This is a genomic window from Streptomyces sp. NPDC058678, from assembly GCF_042714835.1.
Taxonomy (GTDB): Bacteria; Actinomycetota; Actinomycetes; order Streptomycetales; family Streptomycetaceae; genus Streptomyces.
The window spans coordinates 72,085-94,711 of sequence record NZ_JBHXSG010000015.1 but is presented as its reverse complement, the minus strand read 5'-3'; the positions used below and the strand labels follow the sequence as shown (position 1 = coordinate 94,711).

Genomic DNA, 22,627 nt, shown 5'->3' with positions numbered 1-22,627 from the left:
CACGGCACTGCTCCTTGGGCCCTTCCGGAACGCATACTCTCTGCGGTCCCGTAAGGCCTACCAGGGAGGCAGAGCATGGCCCTCACCACCCGTCGCAGAGCCCTCACCACCCTCGGCGCCGCCCTCGCCGGCACGGTCGCCCTGCCCGCCGCCAGTGCGCTGGCCGGCGAACAGAGGCACGGCCCGCGGCCGTTGTGGCGCGCCCACGCCCACAACGACTACGAGCACCCGCGCCCTCTCCTCGACGCCCTCGACCACCGGTTCGGCAGCGTCGAGGCCGACATCTACCTCGTCGACGACCAGCTCCTCGTCGCCCACGACCCGGTCGACCTCGACCCGGCCCGCACCCTCGAATCCCTCTACCTCGCCCCCCTCGCCGCCCGCGTCCGGGCCAACCACGGATCCGTGTACCGGGGTTACCGCAAGCCCCTGCAACTGCTCATCGACATCAAGACCGAGGGCTCGTCGACGTACCTCGCACTCGACCGGCATCTCAGGCGCTACAAGCACCTGTTCACGGCGTACGCCCACGGCCGCGTCCTGCCCGGCCCGGTCACCGCCGTGATCTCCGGAGACCGCGCCGCCCGTACGCCCATGGAGGCGCAGACCGTCCGGCGCGCCTTCTACGACGGCCGGCTCGCCGACCTCGGCACCTCGGCGCCCGCCTCATTCGTCCCGTTGATCAGCGACAACTGGACGCTCAACTTCACCTGGCTGGGAGTGGGAGCCTTCCCGGACGCCGAACGGCACAAGCTGCGGACCATCGTGCGGACAGCGCACGCCCGCGGGCAGAAGGTCCGGTTCTGGGCCACCCCGGACGTGGCAGGCCCCGCCCGGGACGCCCTGTGGGCCGAACTGCTCGCCGCCGACGTCGACTACCTCAACACCGACGACCTCGCCGGGCTGGAAGCCTTCCTGGACGCCCACCGGTAGGCACGGACATCACACGTTCGGAGGACAGGTCAGCTGCCCGGACGAAGCCTCCACTACGCCACACTTGCGGCCGAACGCCGCGAACCGGGCGTGGTGGAGGAGGTTGACGATGGCGATTTCCATCTCTGTGGTGGTGCTGCTGCTGATCCTGGCGGTGATCTTCCTGCGCAACGGCGGGCTGAAGGTCTCGCACGCGCTGGTGTGCCTGCTGCTCGGCTTCTGTCTGGCCGGCACGAGCATCGCGCCCACGATCAGCAGCGGCCTCACGGCGACGGCGGGCATCGTCAGCAGCCTGAGACCTTGAGGCCCTCAGTCCCTGGGGCCTACGGCTTGGAGAAGATGCCGATGCCGTTCGGGACGGGGCGTTCCGCACCGCCGGAGGGGTTGTTCCGTACGGCGACGGCGGTGGCGCCCGGCTTGCGGGTGACCAGGGTCGTCGAGCCGCCGCCGTCCAGGCTGAAAGCGTGCGCCGCACCCAACTCGCGCAGGAAATCTGCCACTTCGGCGATCGTCAGGCCGGAGCGGTACTCGGGCCTCCCGTCCAGCGCGAGCAGCAGGAGGCGCCGTCCGCCGTCCGCGACACCCACGGCCGTGCGTACGGCCGAGGTGGTGTCGTCGAGGCCCGGCAGCGGCCGGCCGTACCGGAGGACCGGGTAGCCGCCGAGCGCGAAGCGGTACGGAATCCGCGACGAGGACGCCACCAGCCGGTGCCGCACCGTCACCGCCTCGCCCGCGGACAGCTTCCGCAGCTGCTGCGCGCCCGCCTCGCGTCCGACGAGCACGGTGGTACCCGCGGCGATGGGCCCGCTGCCGGGGCGGGTCGCGGCCGACACGACCCGTCCGCCGCGGAGCGTCACCTCGTGGGTGTCCGTACTGCACGGGGCGGCTCGGTCCGTGTCCGTGCCGCAGGTCGCCCGGACCCGGGAGGCGCTGCCCCAGTCCGCGGTGAACGCCCCGACGGACCCGACCGGCAGCGCGTACTGGTTCAGCCCGCGGAGCGGCAGCCGTCCCTCCGCTGTGCGGACCGAGCCGTCGAGGGCCAGCGCGCCGATCCGGACCCGGCGGTCGATGCCGACGCCGATCACGTCCTCGGTGCTCGTACCGGGTGGCAGCGCCGGACCGAACCGCTGGCCGTCCGGGACCGCCGCCTTGAGGGTGTGGCCCCGGGCGATCGCCGGTCCCACGCTCGCGCCGGTGGCCTCGACGCCCGGGTGCTGGGTCTCGGTGATGTTGAAGAAGTCGCCGTTGACGCCCGCCACGGCGCCCCTCGCGTCGGCCAATCGGGAGACGGTGGCCCGCGCGGCCACCGCCCCCGGGTGCAGCAGGTCCACGCGCACGCGCGGGTTGCGCAGGTCGACGGTCAGCACATGGGCCTTCGCGAGCCCCTTGGCCGCTCGGATGTCGAACTGCTCGTACCCGACACCCGACGCGATCCGGGTGCGCGTCTGCCCGGCGTCGGCCGGCGCCGCCCCCACCAGGGCCGCACCGGCCAGCGTGCCGAGTGCCGTGAGCAATGTCAGTGCCGATCTGCCCGCGCCGAACCACCCTTGACGATGCGTCACAGTTCCCCCTGAGGTCTCGTCAACTGTCCCAGGACTCAGAGGAAGTGCACCAGACGGCGAGGGCCGTCCGGGTGGCTAGGCGCCGACGACCCGCGAACGGGTGAGAAAACGCACCCCCTCGGGGGCCTCCAGCGAGAACCCGCTGCCCCGGCCCGCGACGACGTCCACGATCAGCCGGGTGTGGCTCCACACCTCGTACTGGCTCCGTGACATCCAGAACGTCACCGGCTCCTCGACCCCGGCCACGTCCAGCTCCGCGAGCAGCACGTCCGAGCCGCCGGTGCGGAACTCGCCGGCCGGGTAGCACATGGGGGCGCTGCCGTCGCAGCAGCCGCCGGACTGATGGAACATCAGCGGACCGTGCGTCTCGCGCAGTCGGCGCAGCAGGTCGGCGGCCGCGGGGGTGAGCTGGACGCGGGGGGCGTCGTCGTGGACGGGGGGCGCGGATTCTTCGGGCATGGTCACCGAGTGCAGCACGGGAAAGGTTGCGAGCGGGTTGCGGGTCAGCCGCCGTACGGGGTGAAGTGGGCCGGCGTGTGGTCGATCGGCAGGTCCGGGCGCCAGGCGGTGAGGCCCTGGGCGCTGCACACGAACAGGTTCTCCGGCAGCCGGTCCAGGGGGAACCAGCGCCAGTCGCCGACGCGTTCGCCGGGCTGGTCGCCCGCCTCTCCGTGCCACGCCGTCACTCGGGTGGCCACGGTGAGCCGTACGACACCGTCGACGTGGTCGAGGAGTGTGCCGAGGAGCCGTACGTCGTCCGGGTGGGCGTCGATCCCGGTCTCCTCACGTAGCTCCCGCACGACCGTCTCCGGGAACGACTCGCCGGGTTCCACCGTGCCGCCGGGCAGCTCCCAGGTGCCCCTGTGGTGCCGGCCCAGCAGCAGCCCGCGAGGGCCGTGCAGGATGGCGCCCACACCGATCGCCGCGTGCGGGACCGGCGGCCGGGAGGTGCGTGGGCGCGACGAGACGCGGGCGGGGCGGGTCGCCCGGAAGACCCGGTAGGAGGCGTTGTTGCCCTCGTCCGGAGAGTCGAGCACATCGACCCGCTCGACCCGCAGTCCGTGCTCGGCGAGCAGGTCGGACCAGAGCTCGGGGGCGAGGACCCACATCCGCACGCTCGTCTCGCCGCCGCCGGCGAGCGGCAGGATCTCGGGCCGCGCCGTGACGACGGACGAGGGCCCGTCGCCCCGCGAGTTGGTGTGGAGCACGGTGAAACACAGCGTGCCGCCGGGCCTGAGTGCGTCGGCCAGGGCGGGCAGCAACCGACGGGGATCGATGTACGGCACGGCGTTGACGGAGTAGATGACGTCGTACGGCTCGGCCGCACGCAGGTGCTCGACGGCGTCGGCCTGGACGAGTCGCAGGCCGGGCAGCGAGCCGTAGCGGGCGCGGGCCCGTTCACATTGACTCGGTGAGGAGTCGACCGCGTCCACGCGGGCGCCGTGGGCGCGGACGAGGTGCGCGGCGTGCCGGGCGGGACCGCAGCCGAGGTCGAGGACCCGCCGGTCCGACAGCTCGCCCAGGATCTCGTCCCCCGGCCCGGTACTCCAAAAGCCCCAGTCGATCCGCTCCACCTCCGGCAACACGGTGCCGCGGCGCAGGTGATGGGTTCCGTACGCGTTCCACGCGTCGGCGTTGACCGACTCGGCCCCGTCCGGGTCGAAGGAGTGCGGGCCCGTCACGCGGCGGCCGTGGCGGTGAGGATGGGTACGTCCAGATCGGTCACGGAGGCGGCGGCGAGGCGGGCCGTGAACTCCGTGCGCAGCCTCTCGGCGGCGGCGGGGTCGAGGCCGTGCAGCAGGGCGCGGGTGCCGCTGCCCACGACCAGGTCCCACGCCGTGTCGGGTGTCAGGGGAACGGCGAGCCGCCGGCGTTCGACCCGCACGGCGGTGAGGCCGAGGCCCTGCAGCCAGGCGCCGAGGGTTTCGGGGGTGTCGATGCGGGCGTGCTGGGCCGTCTGTGGAGAGTCCGGCCAGGCCCGCTGGGTCTCCACCGCACCCCTGAGCGCCTGCCACCAGCCGGCGAGGGCCCCCTTCTCCCACACCGTCACGGCGAGTCGCCCGCCGGGACGCAGCAGACGGGTCAGGGCCGCGGTGTCCCGGTCCATGTCGGGGAAGAAGAACACCCCGAGCGCGCACTGCACCAGGTCGTAGCCGCCGTCGGGAGCGGGCCAGGTGGTGATGTCGTGCCGGTGGAAGCGGACGTTCCGCAGCCCTTCCCGCCGGGCCCGGTCGGTGCCGATGTCCAGCAGTGCGCCGGACAGGTCGACGCCGTCGACCGCTCCGGCCGGGCCGACGGCACGCGCGGCGGGCAGTGCCGACGCCCCGGCCCCGCAGCAGGCGTCCAGCACCCGCTCCCCGGGACCGGGCGCGGCCGTGGCGGCCGTCGCCTCCCCGACCGGATCCCACAGCAGCGGCGACCAGCGGTGGAACTCCTCGGACCCCGCGCTGAACACGTCTCCGATGGTCGTCCCGGTCTGCTGCTGCGGTCCGGTCATGAGGGCGTCCTCCCCTGGTCGGCTTACCGGCGGCGGCCTTCGACGGTGACGACGCCGATGGCCTTCGCCCCCGTGGTGTTGTCGTACACCACGGCACCGGTGGACTTCTTCCAGATCTCGATGCGGAAGGTGTCCGGGCCGTCCGTGGCGGTGACACGGAAACCGTAGCCAGCCGTGCCGCCCACCGTGCCGGATCCCTGGTAAACGGCTCGGGTTCCGGTGACCACCAGCCAGTCGGAGCCGGTGGAGCGGAACTTCAGCCGGGCCGCGCCGAAGTCGAAGGTCGCCGTCCCGGACGGGACGGTGGCGCCCTTCTTGTAGTCGGCGGCGAAGGAGAAGGCGGCAAGGCCGGTCAGAGCGGGTTCGGTGGGGTAGGCGCCCGCCGGCGAAGTGATGACACCGACTCCGGACGCGGGGCCGGCGCTCCGGTCGTAGACGACCAGCTCGGGCAGGGTCGTACGGTCCGAGCCGCCGTCGTCGTCGGTCACCGTGACCACGGGCCGGCGGATACCTGCCGAGGCGTAGGTGTGGGCGGCCGTGCAACCGGAGGCGGTGACGGTGCCTGCCGTCGGCTCGGTGCCGTCCTTCCAGTCGACCGTGCAGGTGTGGGTGTCACCCGTGCCGGGGTCTGCGAACGTGGTGGTGACGGCCGTACGGCTGCCCGCCGCGACGGGTGACTTCGGGCCCTCGGCGGAGGTGATCGCCGGAGCCGCGTTGGCGACGGCGACGGTGGTCTTGTCGCTGCTGCGGCCGCCGGTGAGGGTGACCTCGTAGCTGCCGTTGTCCGTGCAGGTGATCGTGGTCCGGGCCGCCGCGGCGTCCGCGAACGTGCAGGGCGCATCCTGTGCGACCGTCCACTTCGGGCCGCCGGCACCCGAGACGGTGCCGTCGATCCGGATCGCGTCACCCTCGGTGCCTTCGGCGTCGGGGCCCGCGTGGACGACGGTCACCGGGTCGATGCTCGTCAGGGTCGGGACGACCTTCTTGATCAGGCCGTCCGCGTCGAACTCCAGCTTGTCGACGGTGGTTTCGCGGTGGGTGCCGTCGCCGCCGGGGATCGCGAAGCGGTGGTAGGCGATGTACCAGTCGTCGGTGTTCGGGACGTCGACCACCGAGTGGTGGCCGGGCCCCTTGATGCCGAGCGAGAGGTCCTTCTCCAGGATGATGCCGCGCTTGGTCCACGGGCCGGTGGGGGACGAGCCGGTGGCGTAGGCGACGCGGTAGTTCTCGTCGCGGGTGTCGTTCTCCGACCACATGAAGTAGTAGGTGCCCTTGCGCTTGATGACGAAGGAGCCCTCGTTGTAGCCGCTCGGGGTGATGTCCTTGACCTTCGTGGCGTCGAAGGACGTCATGTCGTCGTTCAGCGGGACGACGTAGGCGCGGCCGTTGCCGAAGTAGAGGTACGACGTGCCGTCGTCGTCCGTGAAGACCGCCGGGTCGATCATCTGGCCGGTCAGCTGGCCCGCCTTGAGCAGCGGTCGGCCGAGAGGATCCTTGAACGGGCCGGTGGGCGAGTCGGAGACCGCGACGCCGATGTTGGCGTCGGCGCTGAAGTAGAAGTAGTACTTCCCGTTCTTCTCGGCGATCGTCGGCGCCCAGGCCCGGCTGTCGGCCCAGCTGACGTCCGGCCCCAGGTCGAGGATGACGCCGTGGTCCTTCCAGTGGACCAGGTCGGTGGAGGAGTACGCCTTGAACTGCGTGCCGCTCCAGCCCGGGAAGCCGTCGGTGGTCGGGTAGAGGTAGAAGGTGTCGCCGAACCTGACGATGTTCGGGTCGGCGTTGAGCCCCGGCAGGACCGGGCTCTTCATCTCCAGCGCCGTGACCGTCCAGGTGCGCTTGGCGCCGTCCGAGCCGGTCACCTCGTACGTCACCGGCTCGGTGAAGTCGTGCAGCGTGCCGGAGGCGGGGCTGATGGACGCGCCGTGGGCGAGGGCGAACTCCGGCGCCAGGGCCGTGAGATCGCTGCCCTCGGCCAGCGGGAGGGTGATCCGGCTGCCCGCGTCGTCGATGATCGCGTCGGTCTTCAGCGCGGGGTGGGTCGCCGCGGCGATGCCCGTGGTGTTGCCGCTGAGCTCCAGGACCTCGGTGGGCGACAGCGCCCGGTTGTAGATCCGGAAGTCGTCGACCTCGCCGCCGAAGTACGGGTCCGGGGAGTACAGGGACTTGCCGATGTAGCCGGAGTAGCCCTTGGAGGAGTCGTAGAGCTCGGACGGCTTGATGGTGACCCCGGTGGCCCGGGCCGCCTCGATGCCGTTGACGTAGAGGACCGCGGTCTCGGTCGCGCTGTCCACGGTGACGGTGACGTGCTGCCACTTGCCGGGGGTGAGCGGGGAGCCCGCCGTCATCTGCTTCTCACCCGACCAGGTGGCCTTCGTGATCGCGGAGAAGAGCTTGCCGCCGCCGTTGGAGGGAGAGGCGAAGAGGTACTTGTTGCTGTCGGGACCCAGGCCGAAGAGCCACTGGAAGTTGTCCCCGCCCTTCCACTTGACGTGGGTGGAGACGGTGACGCTGTCGGCGTTCTTCAGGACGCCGTTGGGGATTCTGACGTACGGCGAGGTGGTGGAGCTGCTCGTACCGCCGGACATCTTGAACGAACCGCCGTCCACGCCGGTCCCGAAGTCGGGCGTCCGCACATACGTGCCGTGGTAGCCGTGGCCGCTGGAGTCGCGGGCGATGTTGCCGCCGGTCTCGTCGAAGCCGTAGTCCAGGAGCAGGTCGGCGGGTACGTCGGGGCCTTCGGCGGAGACCGTGACCTCGGCGTTCAGGGTGGCCCCCTCGGGGAGGGTGCCCGTCACCGTGAAGGTGCCGGCCTGGGCGTACGCGGATTCCGGTACGTCCGCCCAGTCGACGGAGACGGGACGCTCGACGCCGTCGGCGTACTTCGCGATCACGGTGGCCGGCAGGACCGGGGCTTCGCCGGTCCGCGTCTTCACCGCGATGTCCTCGACGCTCTCGACGAGCTGGTCGGGCTGGTAGGCGCGCAGCAGGCGGTCGTACTCGGCCTGGGTGACCGGGAGGACGGTGCCGTGACGCGGCTTGGCGGGCAGGTCGTAGCCGGTGGAGGGGGTCCAGACGCCGGAGCCGAGGTCCGTCGTCTCGAAGGGCAGGTAGCCGCGGCCGCCGAACTCGTCGAGGAAGGCGTACCACTTCTCCTCGGTGTTGGACTTGAACACCAGCGGGCCCTCGGCGGCGTTCATCGCGCCCTTGCCGATGCCCTCCGCGACCGCGGTCCAGGACGTGTTCAGGAGCGAGTCGCTCTTCTCCTCGAAGATGAACTTGCTGTTGGGCGTCGAGGAGGTGTTGTTCCGCTCGTCCTTCGACAGACGGAAGTACGTTCCGTCGTGCTGGATCACCGTGGAGTCGATGACCGAGTAGCCGCGGTCGATCCACACCTTGGGCTCGCTGAAGGTGTGGAAGTCGCGGGTCGTCGCGTACATCATGCGGTTGTACGTGTCGCCGGAGTGCGCCTCGTTGTCGTACAGCTTCGAGGCCCAGAAGACGACGTACTCGCCGCGCTGCGCGTCGTAGAACGCCTCGGGCGCCCAGGTGTTGCCGGCGCTGTCGGGGGAGACCTTCACCAGGCGCTGGTCGGTCCAGTGCACGAGGTCGGTGGACTCCCAGACCATGATCGACTTGCTGCCGGTGCGCTGGGAGGCGTCCCAGTCGCCGTTGCCGTAGATCCTTAGGTCAGTGGCGATCTGGTAGAACTTGTCGCCCTCGGGAGAGCGGATGATGAACGGGTCGCGCAGGCCCTTCTCGCCGAGCGTGGAGGTCAGGACGGGCTTGCCGTCGTTCAACTCCCGCCACTTGAGCGGGTCGTTGCCCTTGCTGAGGGCGGCGTAGAGCTGCTCGCCGTCGGAGGTGCCCTCGCCGGTGAAGTAGCTGAACATGTAGCCCTTGAGGGCCTGCTTCGCGGGGAGTTCGGGGACCGTGGCGGTGAGGGTGCGGGTGGTCTTGGCCTCGCCCTTGGTGACGGTCGCGGTCAGGTCGACGGTGGTGGCGCCGTCGCCGTGCGCGGGGCGGTGGACCGTGCCGTCGGCGGCGACCACGTCCGGCTGCGCGGAGGCCCAGGTGACCTGGGTGCCGTAGATACCGTCCGCGGGGAGGGTGAGGTTGCCGCGTACGTCGTCGAGGTTGTGGACGGTCAGCGCCTCGGCGGCCTGCCGGGTGGCGGTCTCGTCGTCGAAGGCGGCGAGCACCGTGACGTCGAAGGACCTGGTGTCGGTGACGGTGCCCTTCTTGAGGGTCGCCGTGAGGGTGGCGTGGCCGTCCGGCTGCCCGGCGGCGGGGCGGGTCACCTTGCCGGTCTCGGACACCACGGCGGGGTTGTCGCTCGCCCAGCCGACCGCGGAGCCGCCGACGGGGCCGGTCTTCGGCAGGTCGAGGTCGGTGGTGACCGCGCTGGTGTCGCCGAGGGTCAGGGCGGCCTTGTCGTCGGCGACGCCCTGAGTGGCGACGGGGAGGGCGAGTTGCTCGACCTCGGTACCGGCGAGCGCCCGGTCGTACATCCGGAAGTCGCGGATCCGGCCCTTGAACAGCTTGTCGCCGGAGTACACGGACTTGCCGATGTAGTTGGTGGTGGTGCTGCCGGAGCCGATGGCGCCGGGGGTGATCGTGACCGAGGTGTTGCGGGCCACCTCGACGCCGTCCTCGTAGAGGACGCCGGTGCTGCCGGTCTGCGTGTAGGTGACGTGCTTCCACGCGGCGCGGGTCAGGTTGTGGGAGTCGGCGGGCCTGGTGGTCTGCTCGGTCGACCAGTTGCCGGTGGCGATGGAGGTGCGGAAGGAGTTGCCGGTGGTGAACAGGTAGCCGTTGCCGTTGCCACCGCTGGAGTTGCCGAAGCCGTAGAGGAAGTACGGGGTGCTCTGGGCGGAGTCGATCAGTACGTCCATCGAGACGGTGACCGCGTTCATGCCCTTCATGACGTCGTCCGGCACTTTGATGTAGGTGTCGGACCCGTTGAAGGCGAGCCCTTGACCGGAGGGCGACCAGCCGGCGGTGCCGTTGACCGTGCCCGTCCGGCCGTTGCCGGAGGCGTCGGTCGCGGTGGCGCCCGAGGCGGCGTCGAGGGGGTACCAGAGGGCGAGGCCGTCGGTGATCTCCGCGGTGTCCGCGGTCGGTTCCGCCTGGGCGGGGGCGGCGGGACCGGCGAGGCCCAGCAAGAGTGACGCGGCGGTGAGTCCGGCGAGAGGGCCCGCCCAGCGTCTCGCGCGGGCGCGCAGTCGTGCGATGTGCGTCATGTGGAGTTCCCCTGCTGAGACACGGTTGACGAAGGGGCCTCGGCCAGGGGCGCCCCGCTGTTTCGGCTGTGTGACGTCGTGTTGCGAGAGTGTCAATCGGGGTGTGGTGCAGCGTCAAGAGGTTTCGAACGATGTCCGACAGGTCGAACGTTGTGAGGGGGTGGACCGTGGGTGCTCTGGGCCGGAACCGGATCGGTGTCAGGCCGGCCGCACCAGGCCGGACTCGTAGGCGAACACCACGGCCTGGACCCGGGCGCGGACGCCGATCTTGCCGAGGATGTTGCTGACGTGGGACTTCACCGTGGTCGGGGCGATCGACAACCGCGTGGCGATCTCCGTGTTGGACCAGCCGGAGGCGACGGCGATCAGCACGTCGCGTTCGCGTCCGGTGAGGCGGTCGAGTCCGGCCTCCCGCTCGGTGGGACGGGAGGGGCGTTGTTGGCGTACGGCGTCGATGAGCGCGCGGGTCAGACCGGGGGTGATGACGGCGTCCCCGGTGGCGACGATGCGGACGGCCGCGGTCAGTTCGTCCGGGGTGGCGTCCTCGAGGAGGAACCCGCGGGCTCCGGCGCGCAGGGCGGCCTGGGTGTGCCCGTCGAGGCCCGCACTGGTCAGAGCCAGGACCTGAGGCGGGGTCCGCACGGCTCCGGCGGCACCGGAGGAGTGGGGGAGGGTGGAGGGTCGGGTGATGCGGCGGATGGCCTCGATGCCGCCGCTGTCGGGAACGCGGACGTCCATCAGGACGACGTCGGGACGCAGTTCGGCGCTCAAACGGACCGCCTCGAATCCGCCGGACGCCTCGCCGACGACCGTCAGGTCGGGCTGCGCCGCGAGGAGCATCCGGAAGCCGAGACGCTGCAGTGCCTGATCGTTGACCACGAGTACGGAAGTCATGCCGGGCATACCCCTCTCACCGCCTGAACGAAACTGTTTCGTTCACATGGGAAGGCTAGCCCCGACGGCTATCGAAACGGTGCCGTTTCTGTTGTGGTGTGGATCACATTCTGAGTGCTTCAGGCGCATGACGGGGCACTCCGGAAGGCGTCAGTGGTAGGCGTGGACGACCGCGTGGCCCTTGCCGCGGCCGATCATCCACTTGTTGACCGGTGTGGTGATCAGGAAGGCGACCGCGAAACCGCCGAGCAGGGCCGACCAGAACAGTCCGTCGGACAACTCGGCGTCCATCGCGCCGGGGGTCAGGGCGATGATGCCGTTGTCGACCAACTCCATCACGGCGATGGAGACGGTGTCGGCGGCGAGCGCGACCTTGATCGCCGTCTTGAGGTCCAGGCCGGCCCGGCGAACGGCGAACAGCGTGAAGGAGTAGCCGAAGAGGAACGCGAGCGTGATCGCCAGGACCATGGTGGGCGCGTTGCCCCACGCCAGGGCGGTGCCGATGGCCATGCCGAGGATCTCGCCGATGGCGCAGCCGGTCAGGCAGTGCAGCGTCGCCTTGACGGCCGTTCCCCAGGAGGCTCCGCCCGGTGTGCCGTGGTCGTGATGGCTCTCGTGGGCGGCGTGGTGGTGCGCGGTGCCGGTGTCGTGAGCGGTGTGGTCCATGTCCATGACCTTCATCCTCATTCCTGTCCGGTGCGGTCCTGTTGTCCGAGCTTCACGGTCACCAACCATATACCCCCCGGGGGTATTTCCTCAAGGGTGTGACGCCGGCTCGGTGGCTGATTCGGTGCACGTGCGGGCGCCGCTCGTCCGCCGCTCGCCGCCGCGACGGCACCGAGCGCGAAGGCGTGCCCAGCGCGATCGCCATGGCGGTGACGACGACCGCGCCGAGGACCAACTGGCGGTGGACCGGGCTGGGCAGTCGGCGGCCTTCTCGCGGTCGTCGTGCTGAAGGTCGCGCTCCTGGGCGGGGTCGCCATGCGTCACGGCCGAGCTCGAAAGGCCGCTGAACCGCCGGCCGTGGTGGCGAGGTCGGGGTCGGGGTCGGGGTTTGCGGGCTGACCGCGGCCGGGCGTGAAGTGGGGGACAAGCCGTCGTCCGGGGGGGCGCGCGGAGGGGGCGGGGGGCCCCCCCCCTCGCCCCCCCGCACGACCGGGGTGGCGGCGCGAGCCGGGAGCTCGGCTCGCGCGGCCGTGCTCAGAGCCGGTCGAGAATGCCCTGCAGCTGCTTGACCTCGGCGGACTGGCCCTTGACGATGTCGCCCGCCATCTTCACGGCGTCGGCGTTCTTGCCGTTCTTCTGCTCGTCCTCGGCCATGCTGATCGCACCGTCATGGTGCTCGATCATCATCTCGGCGAACATCTTGTCGAACTCGGCGCCCTTCATGGACTTGAGGTGCCCCATGTCCGCGTCGGACATCATGCCGTCGCCGCTGCCGTGGTCCATTTCCGGCACGGACCCCGCGGAGGTCGGCTTGTTCCACGACTCCAGCCAGCCCGTCATCGTCTTGATCTCCGGGTCCTGAGCCTTCTCGATCTTCGCTGCGACGTCCTTGAGCTCCGCGCCCAAGACTCGGCCGTCGGCGAGCCCGGCCATCTCCAGGGCCTGCTCGTGGTGCGGGATCATCATCTGCGCGAAGGTGACGTCCGCGGCGTTGAAGCTCGCGGAGCCGGCCTCGGTTGTCGCCGACGCGGACGCCGAGCTGTTGCCGCTGCCGTGGTCCATGCCGTTCATGTCGCCGCCGTCGTCGCTGCAGGCGGAGAGGAACAGCGCGCCGGCTGCGACGACGCCTACGGCGGCGGCGCGGCGGACCAACTTGCGGCGCGGGGCATGCGTGAAGGCAGTCATGGTCGATTCACCTCGTGTGGTCGGTTCTTCGGCTGATTCGGCGTACGCGAAGTCGCGGGCTCGCACCTGGTGCGCGCCCGCGAGAGCGGTTCGGCCTACAGCCGCAGAACTGACAAACGGGTGAGATCGGGTCCGCGTGGCGGGGGGTTGGGCCGCAGCATCGCGGTGATCTGGGAGAGATGCTCCACCGACCGGCCCTGGTGACGGGCGAACGCCGACCTGAGGAGCGCGATGAGCGCCCACGCGCCGAACAGGACCGCCACGCACAGTGAGCCCATGTCCATGGCCATGGCGGGTTCGTGCGAGGACGACGGGTCCGCCGTATTCGCGGCGTGACCGCCCGCGCCCCGGTCGGTGGGGGCGCTCAGCAGGCCGTGGCCCGAAGCGGCCGCATCCATCGCTGTCGAGTGGGACGTGCCGCTCATGGTGGAGTGGGCCGACTCGCCGGGGTGTCCCATGCTGTGCATCGCGAAGATGCCGAGGGCGAGCACGACGACGAGCAGGAGGTGCCCGAGGGCGCCTCCTGTGCGTACGTACCGGCTGACCTTCACACGGACTCCGTCACTGGCCGTTCTTGATCTGCTCCACCGACAGTACCCAAGGGATGCCGCTCGCGCTGTGGGAGGGTGCTCCACACGACGGGGCGGGCGCCGTACGGCGCCCGCCCCGGCCCGCTACTGGACGAGCTCCCAGTCCTGCGAGCTGTCCGCGACCGCGTTCTGCAAGGTCAGCGGCGCGCCATCGGACGCACCGGTCAGGTACAGGTTCGTGTTCTTGACTGCCTGCAACCTGTAGAACCCGTCAGCGGTTTTGACGAGGTTCCAGCTGCCGGTGGAGCTGTTGTCGACCCACTGGCCGATCCTCTGGCCGACCGTGGCGTTCCCCGTCCAGATGGCTGCCGCGCGGCCACCCGACTTGTTCAGCAGGGTCGTTCCGCCCTTCGGCTCGGTCACCAGGTGCCAGAACTGGGTGTCGGCGTCGGCCGCCGAGCCTGACTCCTCCAGGACGACGTCGGGTACGTCGGCGTTGCCGATGTTCGCGTCGTTGGTCTTGTTCCCGGTGCCGATCACCTGGTCGGTCTTGCGGTTGACCAGCTGGTAGTAGGCGCCGTCCGAGTGGCCGAGGTCGACCTCGGCGTAAGCGAGCGTCGAGGTGCCCTGGTTGTTGAGTATCGCGATGCGGCCGGTGCCCTCGACGTACTGCAGGTTGCGGCTGTAGCCGGCCGGCGAGGTCGTCTGGTACTCCTTCCACGCGCCGTCGCTGCGTCCGCTCTCGTTGACCCAGACGTTGCCGCTGCCGGCCGCGTTGTACACCAGCCGCCCACCGGGGAGCCTGATGATGACCGGACTGCCGCCTCTCGTGAGCGGACGGGAGCCGGCGTCGACCGGCAGAGAAGCGACGTCCGTGCCGGTGGCTGAGCCCCGGTAGAACTCCAACGGGTTGTCCGCGATCACGTACCTGGTGTTGGCTCCGCCGGCCCAGTACTCGAACGGGAGCATCCACTTGCCGTCCGTCGTCCGTACGACGTTCGTCATGCCCGGCCGACCGCCGCCGATCTCCGTCTTGCCGCCTCCCATGCTCTGGGTCAGCCCCGCGAGGTCGACGACGGGGGAGCTCCACTGGGCGCTGCGGCCGTCCCAGGTCTTGTGGACGAGGATCTGGCCGTGTGAGTCGGGGGCGGTGTCGTTCGCGGGGTCCGGCGTCGGGACTCCGGTGTTCGGATCGAAGCCGATGTAGTCGTTCTCGTCCGAGTAGTAGCAGACCAGCTTGCCCTTGTAGACCATCAGGTACGGCTCCCAGAGGGGATCCACCTGCTTGTTCGTGTTCGCAGCGGCTATGTTCTGCCCGACCGCACCCGCGCTGCCGCCCTGCCAGCCGCCGGTCGCGACGACGTTGACGACGTTCCACGTCACGCCTTCGTCGGTGCTGGAGTACAGGGCGATCGCCAGGTCCTTGCGGTCCCCGTCGTTGGACGGCGTCCAGTTGGGGTCGGCTGCCTTGTGCTCGCGGTAGTAGTAGTCGTCGCCCGAGACGACGCTCGCGAGGAGCAGCGTGCCCTGCTTCAGGTTCCCGATGTCCTGCGGAAGCGTGTAGAGGTACGGGTTCGTCCAGTTGCTCGTGTACTTCGCGTACTTGGGGTCGCTGGAGAGGTAGGCCGGAGCCTTGACCTGCGACAGGGCCTGCCATGTCGTTCCGTGGTCGTCGCTCTTGTAGACGGGGAGCGTCTGTTTGTCGGCGCTTCCCGTCTCCGGCACCACCGTGGACTTCTCGAACGACGCGACCAGCCGTCCGCTCGGCAGCTGCGCCGACTTCGGGTAGACCGCGCAGTTGGCCCGCCCCTTCAGACACGGCTCGTTTCCGAGCTGGTAGAGGATCCCGCCCGTCGGGTCGTACGCCTGCGCGGCCATGGGGATCGCCAGCATCGCCGATGTCGCGACGACGGTTCCCAGTGCTCGGCCAAGTCTTCTTCTCTGCATAGCCCCTCCTCGGGGGATGACCACGGTGATGCCCGCAGACGTGGGTTCAGGAGACGAGTACGCGTACGTCCCAGGCGCCGAGGTCCAACGCCGTGCCGGCGGGGACGGAGGTGCCGTTCAGGGCGTCGGAGAGGTCCACCGGGGCGGGGACGCTGACCGGCTCCCAGCTCCAGTTGTGGACGATGTGGACGCGGCGACCGTCGGGGGACGTGCCGGTCGTGGCCGTGACGGATGCCGGGAGGTCCCGCCACGCGCTGCGGGAGGCGGGTGCCATCCACGCGGCCAGGGCCCGGGCGAGGTCGCGTCCGGGGACGGTGCCGACGCAGGTGACGCGGCCCTCGCCGTGGCCGCGGGTGGTGACCGCGGGCCAGCGGCCGAAGTGCGGGTGGTCGTACGTGACGAGTACGTCGGCGTCCGTGACGGTCAGGCCGTCCGCCCAGCGCGTCGCCGTCGCGCCCGCGGGCAGGTCGAGCGGTCCGTCGGCCGCGTTCCGCACGGGGACCTCCCGCACGAGGTTGCTGAACTCGTCGTAGCTGACGCCCGCGGCGTCGGTGAGGCGGCCGGGAGCCGGTTCGTGCCGGGCGCGGGCCTCGTGGTCGGCGTAGCCGGTGCGCGGGCCGAGGACCAGGTGGCCGCCGGCCCGGGCGTAGGCGGACAGCCAGTCGAGGGTCGTGTCGGCGGCGAGGTACAACGCCGGGACGATCAGGACGGGGTGGCGGCTGACGGCCTCCTCGGGCGTCAGGCCCTCCCGTTCCCCGGTCGGGTCGTGCAACTGGCGGGCGTGGACGATGCGGACCTGGCGGCCGGCGTCGAAGGCGCCGCGGTAGAAGGGGTCGAAGATGCGGTGGTAGGACTCCGGGTCCGGCTCGCCGTCCGGCTTGGCCAGCGGCGGGTACTTCTGCATGAGCCACTTGCTCGGCGTCGAGTAGACCATCGTGATGTCGGCGTCCGGGTCCAGCCCGGCGACGAGCGGGCCCGCGGCGTCGAACTCCGTGCCCAGACGGGCGAGTTCGGCATAGGTGCGGCCGGGCTGTCCGGTGTGCGGCAGGATGCCGCCCCAGTAGGTCTCCGCGCCGAAGTGCAGCGTGTGCCAGTGCCAGTACTCGATCATCCGCGCCCCGCGCGCGACGAGCGCCCAGGCGGCCTGCCGCCACTGCCCGTCGAAAGCGGGCCGGTTGTCCCACGGCATGCCGATGGAGCCGGCGTTGGTCTCGGTGACGAGGAACGGCTCCTGGCGGGAGGAGAACATCCAGTCCGCGGTCTGGTACAGCGACCACACGCCGGTGGTCTTCCAGCCCTGCTCGTGGTCGTCGGGCGTCGGGTCGGGGAGCGCGAGGCCGTCCTGCATGTCGTAGTAGGCGTTGCCCGTGGCGATGTCGAGGCGGTCGGTCAGCTCGTCGTCCTCCACCGCGGGCCGCTTGTAGGAGATGCACGTGGTGACGAACTGCTCGGGGTCGGCGTACTCGCGCACGATGTCGGCCTGCCAGCCGATGAACTCGGTGACCTGGCGGGCCTGGAACGCCCGCCAGGCGACGTCGTACTGGGGTTGGGCGTTGCCGTCAGGGGTCCACAGGTCGGCCCAGGTGGAGAGGCGGTGCGACCAGTAGACGAGGCCCCACTCGCGGTTGAGGGTCTCGACGTCGCCGTACGTGTCGCGCAGGTGGTCGACGAAGCGCTGGAAGACGCCGTGGTTGTGGAAGAGCTGCAATCCCGGTTCGTTGTCGACCTGGAAGCCGATGACCGCCGGGTGGTCGGCGTAGCGGGCGATGACCTTGCGGATCACGCGCTCGGCGTGGAAGCGGAAGGCGGGGTGCGTGAAGTCGACCTCCTGGCGGGCGCCCCAGCCGATGCGCTCGCCGGTGCGCCGCTCGCCCGTGATCTCCGGGTACTGGCGGGCCAGCCACGGCGGTACGGCGTAGGTCGGGGTGCCGAGGACGACGGAGATGCCGCGTTCGTGGGCGCCGTCGAGGACGGGCTGGAGCCAGTCGAGGTCGAAGCGCCCGCTCGTAGGTTCCCAGGTCGACCAGACCGACTCGCCGACCCGGATGACGGACAGATGGGCGTCGGCCATCAGGTCGAGGTCGGTCTTGAGGCGTTCGTCGGGGCGTTCGTAAGGCTGGTACTCGTGGTAGTACGCGGCGCCGAAGAGGACGCGGGCAGGCAGGGCCGCCATGAAGGAAACCTCCGGGAAGGGGGAGTGACAACGAGGGCTGCGTGCCCTACTGCTTGACGCCGCCGGCGGCCAGGCCGCTCTGCCAGTACCGCTGGAGCAGGAGGAAGGCCGCGACGAGGGGCAGGATCGAGATCAGGGAGCCGGTCACGACGAGCGAGAGCATGTCGCTGCTGGAGCCCGCCCCGCCGTTCTGGGCCTGGGCGGCCCAGGAGGAGAGGCCGACCGTGATCGGGTACAGGTCCGGGTCGTTGAGCATGATCAGCGGCAGGAAGTAGTTGTTCCAGGTCGCCACGAGCGTGAACAGCAGGACCGTCACCAGGCCCGGTGCGAGCAGGCGCAGGGCGATCGTGAAGAAGATCCGGGCTTCCCCGGCGCCGTCGATGCGGGCGGCTTCCAAGATGCTGTCGGGTACGGCGTCCTGCGCGTAGACGCGCATGAGGTAGAGGCCGAACGGGTTGACCAGGGACGGCAGGATGATCGCCCAGGGGGTGTTGACCAGGCCCGCCTCGGCGAAGAGCAGGTAGGTCGGGATCGCCAGGGCGGTGGTCGGGACCATGACGGCGCCGAGGACGAGGTTGAAGCCGGCCCGGTCGCCGCGGAAGCGGAACTTGGCGAAGCCGTATCCGGCCGCGGCCGCGAGCAGGGCGGCACCGAGGGAGCTCACGACGGCGTACATCACCGTGTTGAGCAGCCAGCGCACGAAGACCCCGTCGTCCTGGGTGAAGGTCGACCTGATGTTCGCCAGCAACTGCGGGGCGTCGGAGAACCACAGGCCGAAGCTGTTGAACAGGTCCTGGGTGCTCTTGGTCGAGGCGATCAGCAGCCAGAACAACGGGAGGAGGAAGTAGGCCAGGGCGGCCAGCATGGCGATGGTCAGCGGGGTGCTGCGGCGCCCGTAGGAGGGCGCGCGCCGGACGCGGGTCGCGGGCTTGCGGCTCTTCGACGAACTGCTCGCGGTCGCCGGGGGCACGGCGGTGGTGGTCACGGGGTCCTCCTGCGGTTCGCGGTGAGCAGGATGGCGTAGGAGGCGATCACGATGACGAGGCCGAGGAGGAAGGACACCGTGGCCGCGTAGTTGACCTGCTGGCCGGTGAAGGCGAGGGAGTAGGCGTAGAGGTTGGCGGTGTAGGAACTGCTGATGACGTCCGGGGCGACCTTCATCAGCAGGTTCGGTTCGTTGAACAGCTGGAAACTGCCGATGACGGAGAACAGCAGGGTGAGCAGCAACGCCGGTTTGAGCGCCGGGAGTTTGACGGAATAGGCGATCCGCCAGGCGCCGGCCCCGTCCATCGCGGCCGCCTCGTACAGTTCCTGGGGGATCGTGCGCAGGGCGGCGTACAGGATGATCATGTTGTAGCCGACGAACTCCCAGGTCACGATGTTCGCCAGGCTGCCGAGCATCCAGCCCTCGCTGAGGAAGTCGGGGATGGGCAGGTCCAGATTCCGGCTCAGCTGGGCGAACGGGCCGAAGTCCGGGCCGTACAGATAGCCCCACATGAGCGCGGCGACCACGCTCGGGACGGCGTACGGCACGAAGATGCCCAGCCGGATCACCCGGGCGAGCCGCAGCAGACCGCTGTCGAGCGCGAGGGCGAACAGCAGCGCCAGCAGCAGCATCACCGGGACCTGGATCACGAAGAACAGCGCGACCCGTCCTACGCCGTGGATGAGCAGCGGGTCCTTGACGGCCTTGACGTAGTTGTCCAGCCCGACGAACGCCGTTCCGCCGATGAGGCGTTCCTGGAACAGGCTGAGGTACGCGGCGTAGCCGAGCGGGGCGAGGAAGAGCAGGAGGAACAGCACCATGAAGGGTGCGACGAACAGCGGCCCCGCCGCACGGCGCTTCCCCTTGGCGGAGGTCGGGGTGGCGACGGCCATCTCAGCCCCCCTTGACGGTGAAGCCCTGGCCCTTGGCGTACGTGGTCAGCCGCGACTGCCACGTGCCGAGCGCGCGGACGGTGTCGGTCTTGTCGGCGAGTGACTTGCCGACCGTCTCGGTCCAGTCCGTCGCCGCCTGGTCGAGGAACGGCGGCCACTGGAAGGAGGAGTTGACCGTGGAACTGATGTCGGCGAACAGCTCGTTGACCTTCTGGCCGCCGTAGAACGACGACTCCTGGCCCACGAACTCGGCGTCCGTCAGCAGGGCCTTGGTCGCCGGGAAGAAGAACTGCTCGGTGGCGAACATCCGCGCGCTGGCCGGGTCGGTGTTGAGGAACTGCGCGAACATCGCCGCCGCGATCGGGTTCTTGGTCGAGCGGATGACGGCGGTCGTCGAGCCGCCCCAGTTGCCCGAACTCGGCTTGGCCGCGTCCCACTGCGGGAGCGGGGCCGCCCGCCACTTGCCCGCGGTGGCCTTGGCCGAACCGGACAGGAAGACCGGCCCCCAGGCCGCGGTGAGCCAGGTGGCGTACTTGCCCTTGTTGAGCGCGGCGTACCAGGCGTCGGTGAAGTCCGGCTCGACGCCGATGACCCCCTCCTTCGCGAGCCCGCCCCAGTACTCGCCGAGCTTCCTGGAGACGGCGTCGTCGACGCTGATGCTGATGTCGCTGTCGCCGGAGGTCACATAGGGCTTGGCGCCCGCCTGCCACTGCAGGCCGTGCCAGGCGGCGGGCTGGTTCGCCGCGAGGTTGGTGAGGTACACGTCGGGGTCGGCCTTGTGGAGCTTGCGCGCCGCTGCGGCGAACTCGTCCCAGGTCCCGGGCACTTCGATGCCGTGCTTGTCGAAGATGTCCTGCCGGTACAGCATGCCCATCGGGCCGGTGTCCTGCGGGATCGCCCAGACCTCGCCGTCGCTGCCGCTGACCTGGCTCCAGGTCCAGTCGACGAACTGCTCCTTGAGCGCGGAGGCGCCGTACGGGCGCAGGTCCAGCAGGCTGTCGGTGATCGTGAAGGTCGGGATGGCCTGGTACTCGACCTGCACCATGTCAGGGGCGCCACTGCCAGCCTTCAGCGCAGTGCGCAGCTTGGTGTACTGCGGGGTGCCCTGGCCGGCGTTGACGATCTTTATCTTGACGGCCGGGTACTTCTTCTCGAAGAGGGCGACCTCCTGCGCGATGTTCGGGACCCAGGTCCAGAACGTCAGCTCGGTCGGTGTCTTCATCGCCTTGTCGATGTCGGCCTGGCCGACCGGCTTGGCGGAGGCGGTGGAACCACCGGAGTCACCGCCGCCGCAAGCGGTGAGCGCGGCGCCGAGCGACACGGCGCCCGTCGCGGTGAGGAAGAGCCGACGGCTCATCGGGGAAGGGCTGGACGTGGATGTGGACATGAATGAGGGCATGGTGGACTCCCGCCGTGGCGAAGGTGACACACGCCTGGCGAGGGCGTGCGGAGGCGTGGTGGACAAAGGCGCGGACGTGACGACCGGGGCTGGAGCGCCGATGCGGTCGCAGGTACGTCGTCGTGGCCGGGACCGGCCTGCGTTCCGGCAGTTGCGGAGGGCGAGGTCGAGGCCGAAGGGGAGGGACGGGGTGGAGCGGAGGCAGGTGCGGACACCTGGCTCATGGCCCGCTGGGTTCCGGGCCGGCTCTGCGGCGCCCGTGCCTGAAGGTTGTCCGGAGGGACGCGGGCGTGACCGGTGGTGCGGCTCTTCTCGGGATCACATGCCCAGGCCCGGTGGGTGCCGGCTGGGCTGAGGGGTCTCAGTCGCGGGTGGTCGGGCCTCCGTTCGGGAGCGGCGGACCGGGCGTACCCCCGCCCGAACGGGAGGCCGTACGCCGTCCGCGCGCCGGTGTCGTCCGGCTGGGGGGCGGCGCGGTCGAGGTGCGGATGATGAGGTCGACCGGTGGGTCGCTGGACGGCAGGGGGTCGGCGTCCGGGTTCTCGATGGAGTGCACCAGACGCTTGAGTCCTTCCTGCGCCACGGCGTCGAACGGCTGCCGCACCGTGGTGAGGGGTGGAGTCACGTAGGCGGCGACCGGGATGTCGTCGAAGCCGACGACGCTGACGTCCTCGGGCACTCGTCGCCCCGCCTCCGTCAGCGCACGGATCAGGCCGATGGCCATGTCGTCGTTGGCGGCGAACACCGCGGTGACGTCACCGTCCTCGGCCAGTTCGCGTCCCGCCCGGTACCCGGACGCGGCCGACCAGTCGCCCTCGACGACCGGAGGCACGTCCCTGCCGTGTGCGGTCAGCGTGGCTCGCCATCCCTCCAGGCGGTCCCGGGCGGCGAACCACCGCTGCGGGCCGGCCAGGTGATGGACCGTCGCATGGCCGAGGTCCAGCAGGTGCTCGGTGGCCGTACGGGCCATCAGGTCGGCACCGTCCCCCGCCGTGAGCACGGTCGTCGCGGTGCCTGTCGGTGGCGCACCGAGGACGAGGACCGGTACGTCCGCGCGCAGGGAGACGTCCTTGTCCGCTCCGCCTTCGTCTATGGGTTCGGAGATGACGATGCCGTCCACGCCCTGGTCGAGGAGCGAGTCCACGGCGCCGGCGATGCCCGCCGGATCACCTTCCATGGTGTTGACCACGCGGAGCGCGTAGCCGGTGTCCCGGACACTTCGCTCGACACCCATGAGCAGCGAGGCGGGCCCGTACAGGGCCGTGCCCAGCGTGATCACGCCGATCGAGCGGGTCCGCCCGGAAGCCAGCGCCCGGGCGGCGTTGTTGCGCCGGTAGCCGAGCTGTTCGGCGGCTTCGATCACGCGCCGGCGCACCTCGGCCGAGACGTACGGCTCGTCGTTGAAGACCCTCGACACGGTTTTCTGCGAGACCCCGGCCAGACGCGCCACGTCCACGCTCCGTGGCGTCGGCGCGGCGGCACTGCCGCCCCGCCCTGCTCCCCGCGTCATGGTGTCTCCCGGTGACCGCAGCTCGAACCCGAATGATGTCAGACGCCTGACTGACTGCGCAGTCATGTCTGCGCGGTCATGTCTACGCAGTCATAAGGCTGTCGTCAAGAGTTGGGAACGCATCCGTAACACGGCGGTGGGCGCCACGCGGCCGGACGGCGTGGGAGTGAGGGGCGAGGGGAGCGGGGCGGCGGATTGCGCGCCGAGTCGATG

General features: G+C 70.4%; 17 protein-coding genes. 2 read left to right on the top strand and 15 right to left on the bottom strand.

Annotation, left to right across the window (positions count from 1 at the left end):
* Positions 1–75 precede the first annotated feature (75 nt).
* Positions 76–933 carry a phosphatidylinositol-specific phospholipase C/glycerophosphodiester phosphodiesterase family protein gene (locus ACFWWR_RS16455; RefSeq protein ID WP_383866994.1) on the top strand — a complete coding sequence of 286 codons (858 nt, stop codon included), beginning with the start codon at positions 76–78 and terminating at the stop codon, positions 931–933.
* A gap of 109 nt (positions 934–1,042) precedes the next feature.
* A complete protein-coding gene (locus ACFWWR_RS16450; protein WP_383866992.1) occupies positions 1,043–1,237 on the top strand; it encodes a hypothetical protein in 195 nt (64 codons plus the stop codon).
* A gap of 19 nt (positions 1,238–1,256) precedes the next feature.
* Here the strand turns inward: ACFWWR_RS16450 and ACFWWR_RS16445 are convergent, their stop codons facing one another.
* From ACFWWR_RS16445 to ACFWWR_RS16375, 15 genes are all read right to left on the bottom strand, one after another.
* Positions 1,257–2,495, bottom strand: a complete 1,239-nt coding sequence (locus ACFWWR_RS16445; protein WP_384303833.1) for a phosphodiester glycosidase family protein — start codon at positions 2,493–2,495, stop codon at positions 1,257–1,259.
* Positions 2,496–2,570: 75 nt separating this feature from the next.
* Positions 2,571–2,954 (bottom strand): DUF779 domain-containing protein, encoded by a 384-nt coding sequence (locus tag ACFWWR_RS16440; RefSeq protein ID WP_383866988.1) that lies wholly within the window; start codon positions 2,952–2,954, stop codon positions 2,571–2,573.
* 44 nt (positions 2,955–2,998) lie between these two features.
* Positions 2,999–4,177, bottom strand: a complete 1,179-nt coding sequence (locus ACFWWR_RS16435; protein WP_383866986.1) for an NUDIX domain-containing protein — start codon at positions 4,175–4,177, stop codon at positions 2,999–3,001.
* Positions 4,174–4,992, bottom strand: a complete 819-nt coding sequence (locus ACFWWR_RS16430; RefSeq protein ID WP_384303830.1) for a class I SAM-dependent methyltransferase — start codon at positions 4,990–4,992, stop codon at positions 4,174–4,176. The genes ACFWWR_RS16435 and ACFWWR_RS16430 overlap by 4 nt, the downstream gene beginning before the upstream one ends.
* 23 nt (positions 4,993–5,015) lie before the next feature.
* Entirely contained in the window at positions 5,016–10,232 is a 5,217-nt protein-coding gene (locus tag ACFWWR_RS16425; protein ID WP_384303827.1) for a family 43 glycosylhydrolase, read from the bottom strand.
* A gap of 198 nt (positions 10,233–10,430) precedes the next feature.
* Positions 10,431–11,126 (bottom strand): LuxR C-terminal-related transcriptional regulator, encoded by a 696-nt coding sequence (locus ACFWWR_RS16420; protein WP_384303824.1) that lies wholly within the window; start codon positions 11,124–11,126, stop codon positions 10,431–10,433.
* A gap of 150 nt (positions 11,127–11,276) precedes the next feature.
* On the bottom strand, positions 11,277–11,792 hold the full coding sequence (locus tag ACFWWR_RS16415) for a DUF4396 domain-containing protein (protein WP_384303898.1): 516 nt from the start codon (positions 11,790–11,792) through the stop codon (positions 11,277–11,279).
* Between the two features lie 534 nt (positions 11,793–12,326).
* Entirely contained in the window at positions 12,327–12,977 is a 651-nt protein-coding gene (locus ACFWWR_RS16410; RefSeq protein WP_384303821.1) for a DUF305 domain-containing protein, read from the bottom strand.
* Positions 12,978–13,072: 95 nt separating this feature from the next.
* The gene (locus tag ACFWWR_RS16405) at positions 13,073–13,528 is read right to left on the bottom strand and encodes a DUF6153 family protein (protein ID WP_384303818.1); all 456 of its coding nucleotides are present in this window, start codon (positions 13,526–13,528) and stop codon (positions 13,073–13,075) included.
* Between the two features lie 123 nt (positions 13,529–13,651).
* The gene (locus tag ACFWWR_RS16400) at positions 13,652–15,454 is read right to left on the bottom strand and encodes an RICIN domain-containing protein (protein WP_384303815.1); all 1,803 of its coding nucleotides are present in this window, start codon (positions 15,452–15,454) and stop codon (positions 13,652–13,654) included.
* A 46-nt stretch (positions 15,455–15,500) separates the two neighbouring features.
* The gene (locus ACFWWR_RS16395; protein ID WP_384303812.1) at positions 15,501–17,627 is read right to left on the bottom strand and encodes a beta-galactosidase; all 2,127 of its coding nucleotides are present in this window, start codon (positions 17,625–17,627) and stop codon (positions 15,501–15,503) included.
* Between the two features lie 46 nt (positions 17,628–17,673).
* Positions 17,674–18,612: a carbohydrate ABC transporter permease gene (locus ACFWWR_RS16390; RefSeq protein WP_384303808.1), complete on the bottom strand. Its 939-nt coding sequence runs from the start codon at positions 18,610–18,612 to the stop codon at positions 17,674–17,676.
* The gene (locus ACFWWR_RS16385) at positions 18,609–19,505 is read right to left on the bottom strand and encodes a carbohydrate ABC transporter permease (protein WP_383876372.1); all 897 of its coding nucleotides are present in this window, start codon (positions 19,503–19,505) and stop codon (positions 18,609–18,611) included. Before ACFWWR_RS16385 ends, ACFWWR_RS16390 begins: the two co-directional genes overlap by 4 nt.
* 1 nt (position 19,506) lies before the next feature.
* Positions 19,507–20,892 (bottom strand): ABC transporter substrate-binding protein, encoded by a 1,386-nt coding sequence (locus tag ACFWWR_RS16380; RefSeq protein WP_384303804.1) that lies wholly within the window; start codon positions 20,890–20,892, stop codon positions 19,507–19,509.
* A gap of 373 nt (positions 20,893–21,265) precedes the next feature.
* Positions 21,266–22,414 carry a LacI family DNA-binding transcriptional regulator gene (locus ACFWWR_RS16375; protein ID WP_383876366.1) on the bottom strand — a complete coding sequence of 383 codons (1,149 nt, stop codon included), beginning with the start codon at positions 22,412–22,414 and terminating at the stop codon, positions 21,266–21,268.
* Positions 22,415–22,627 lie beyond the last annotated feature (213 nt).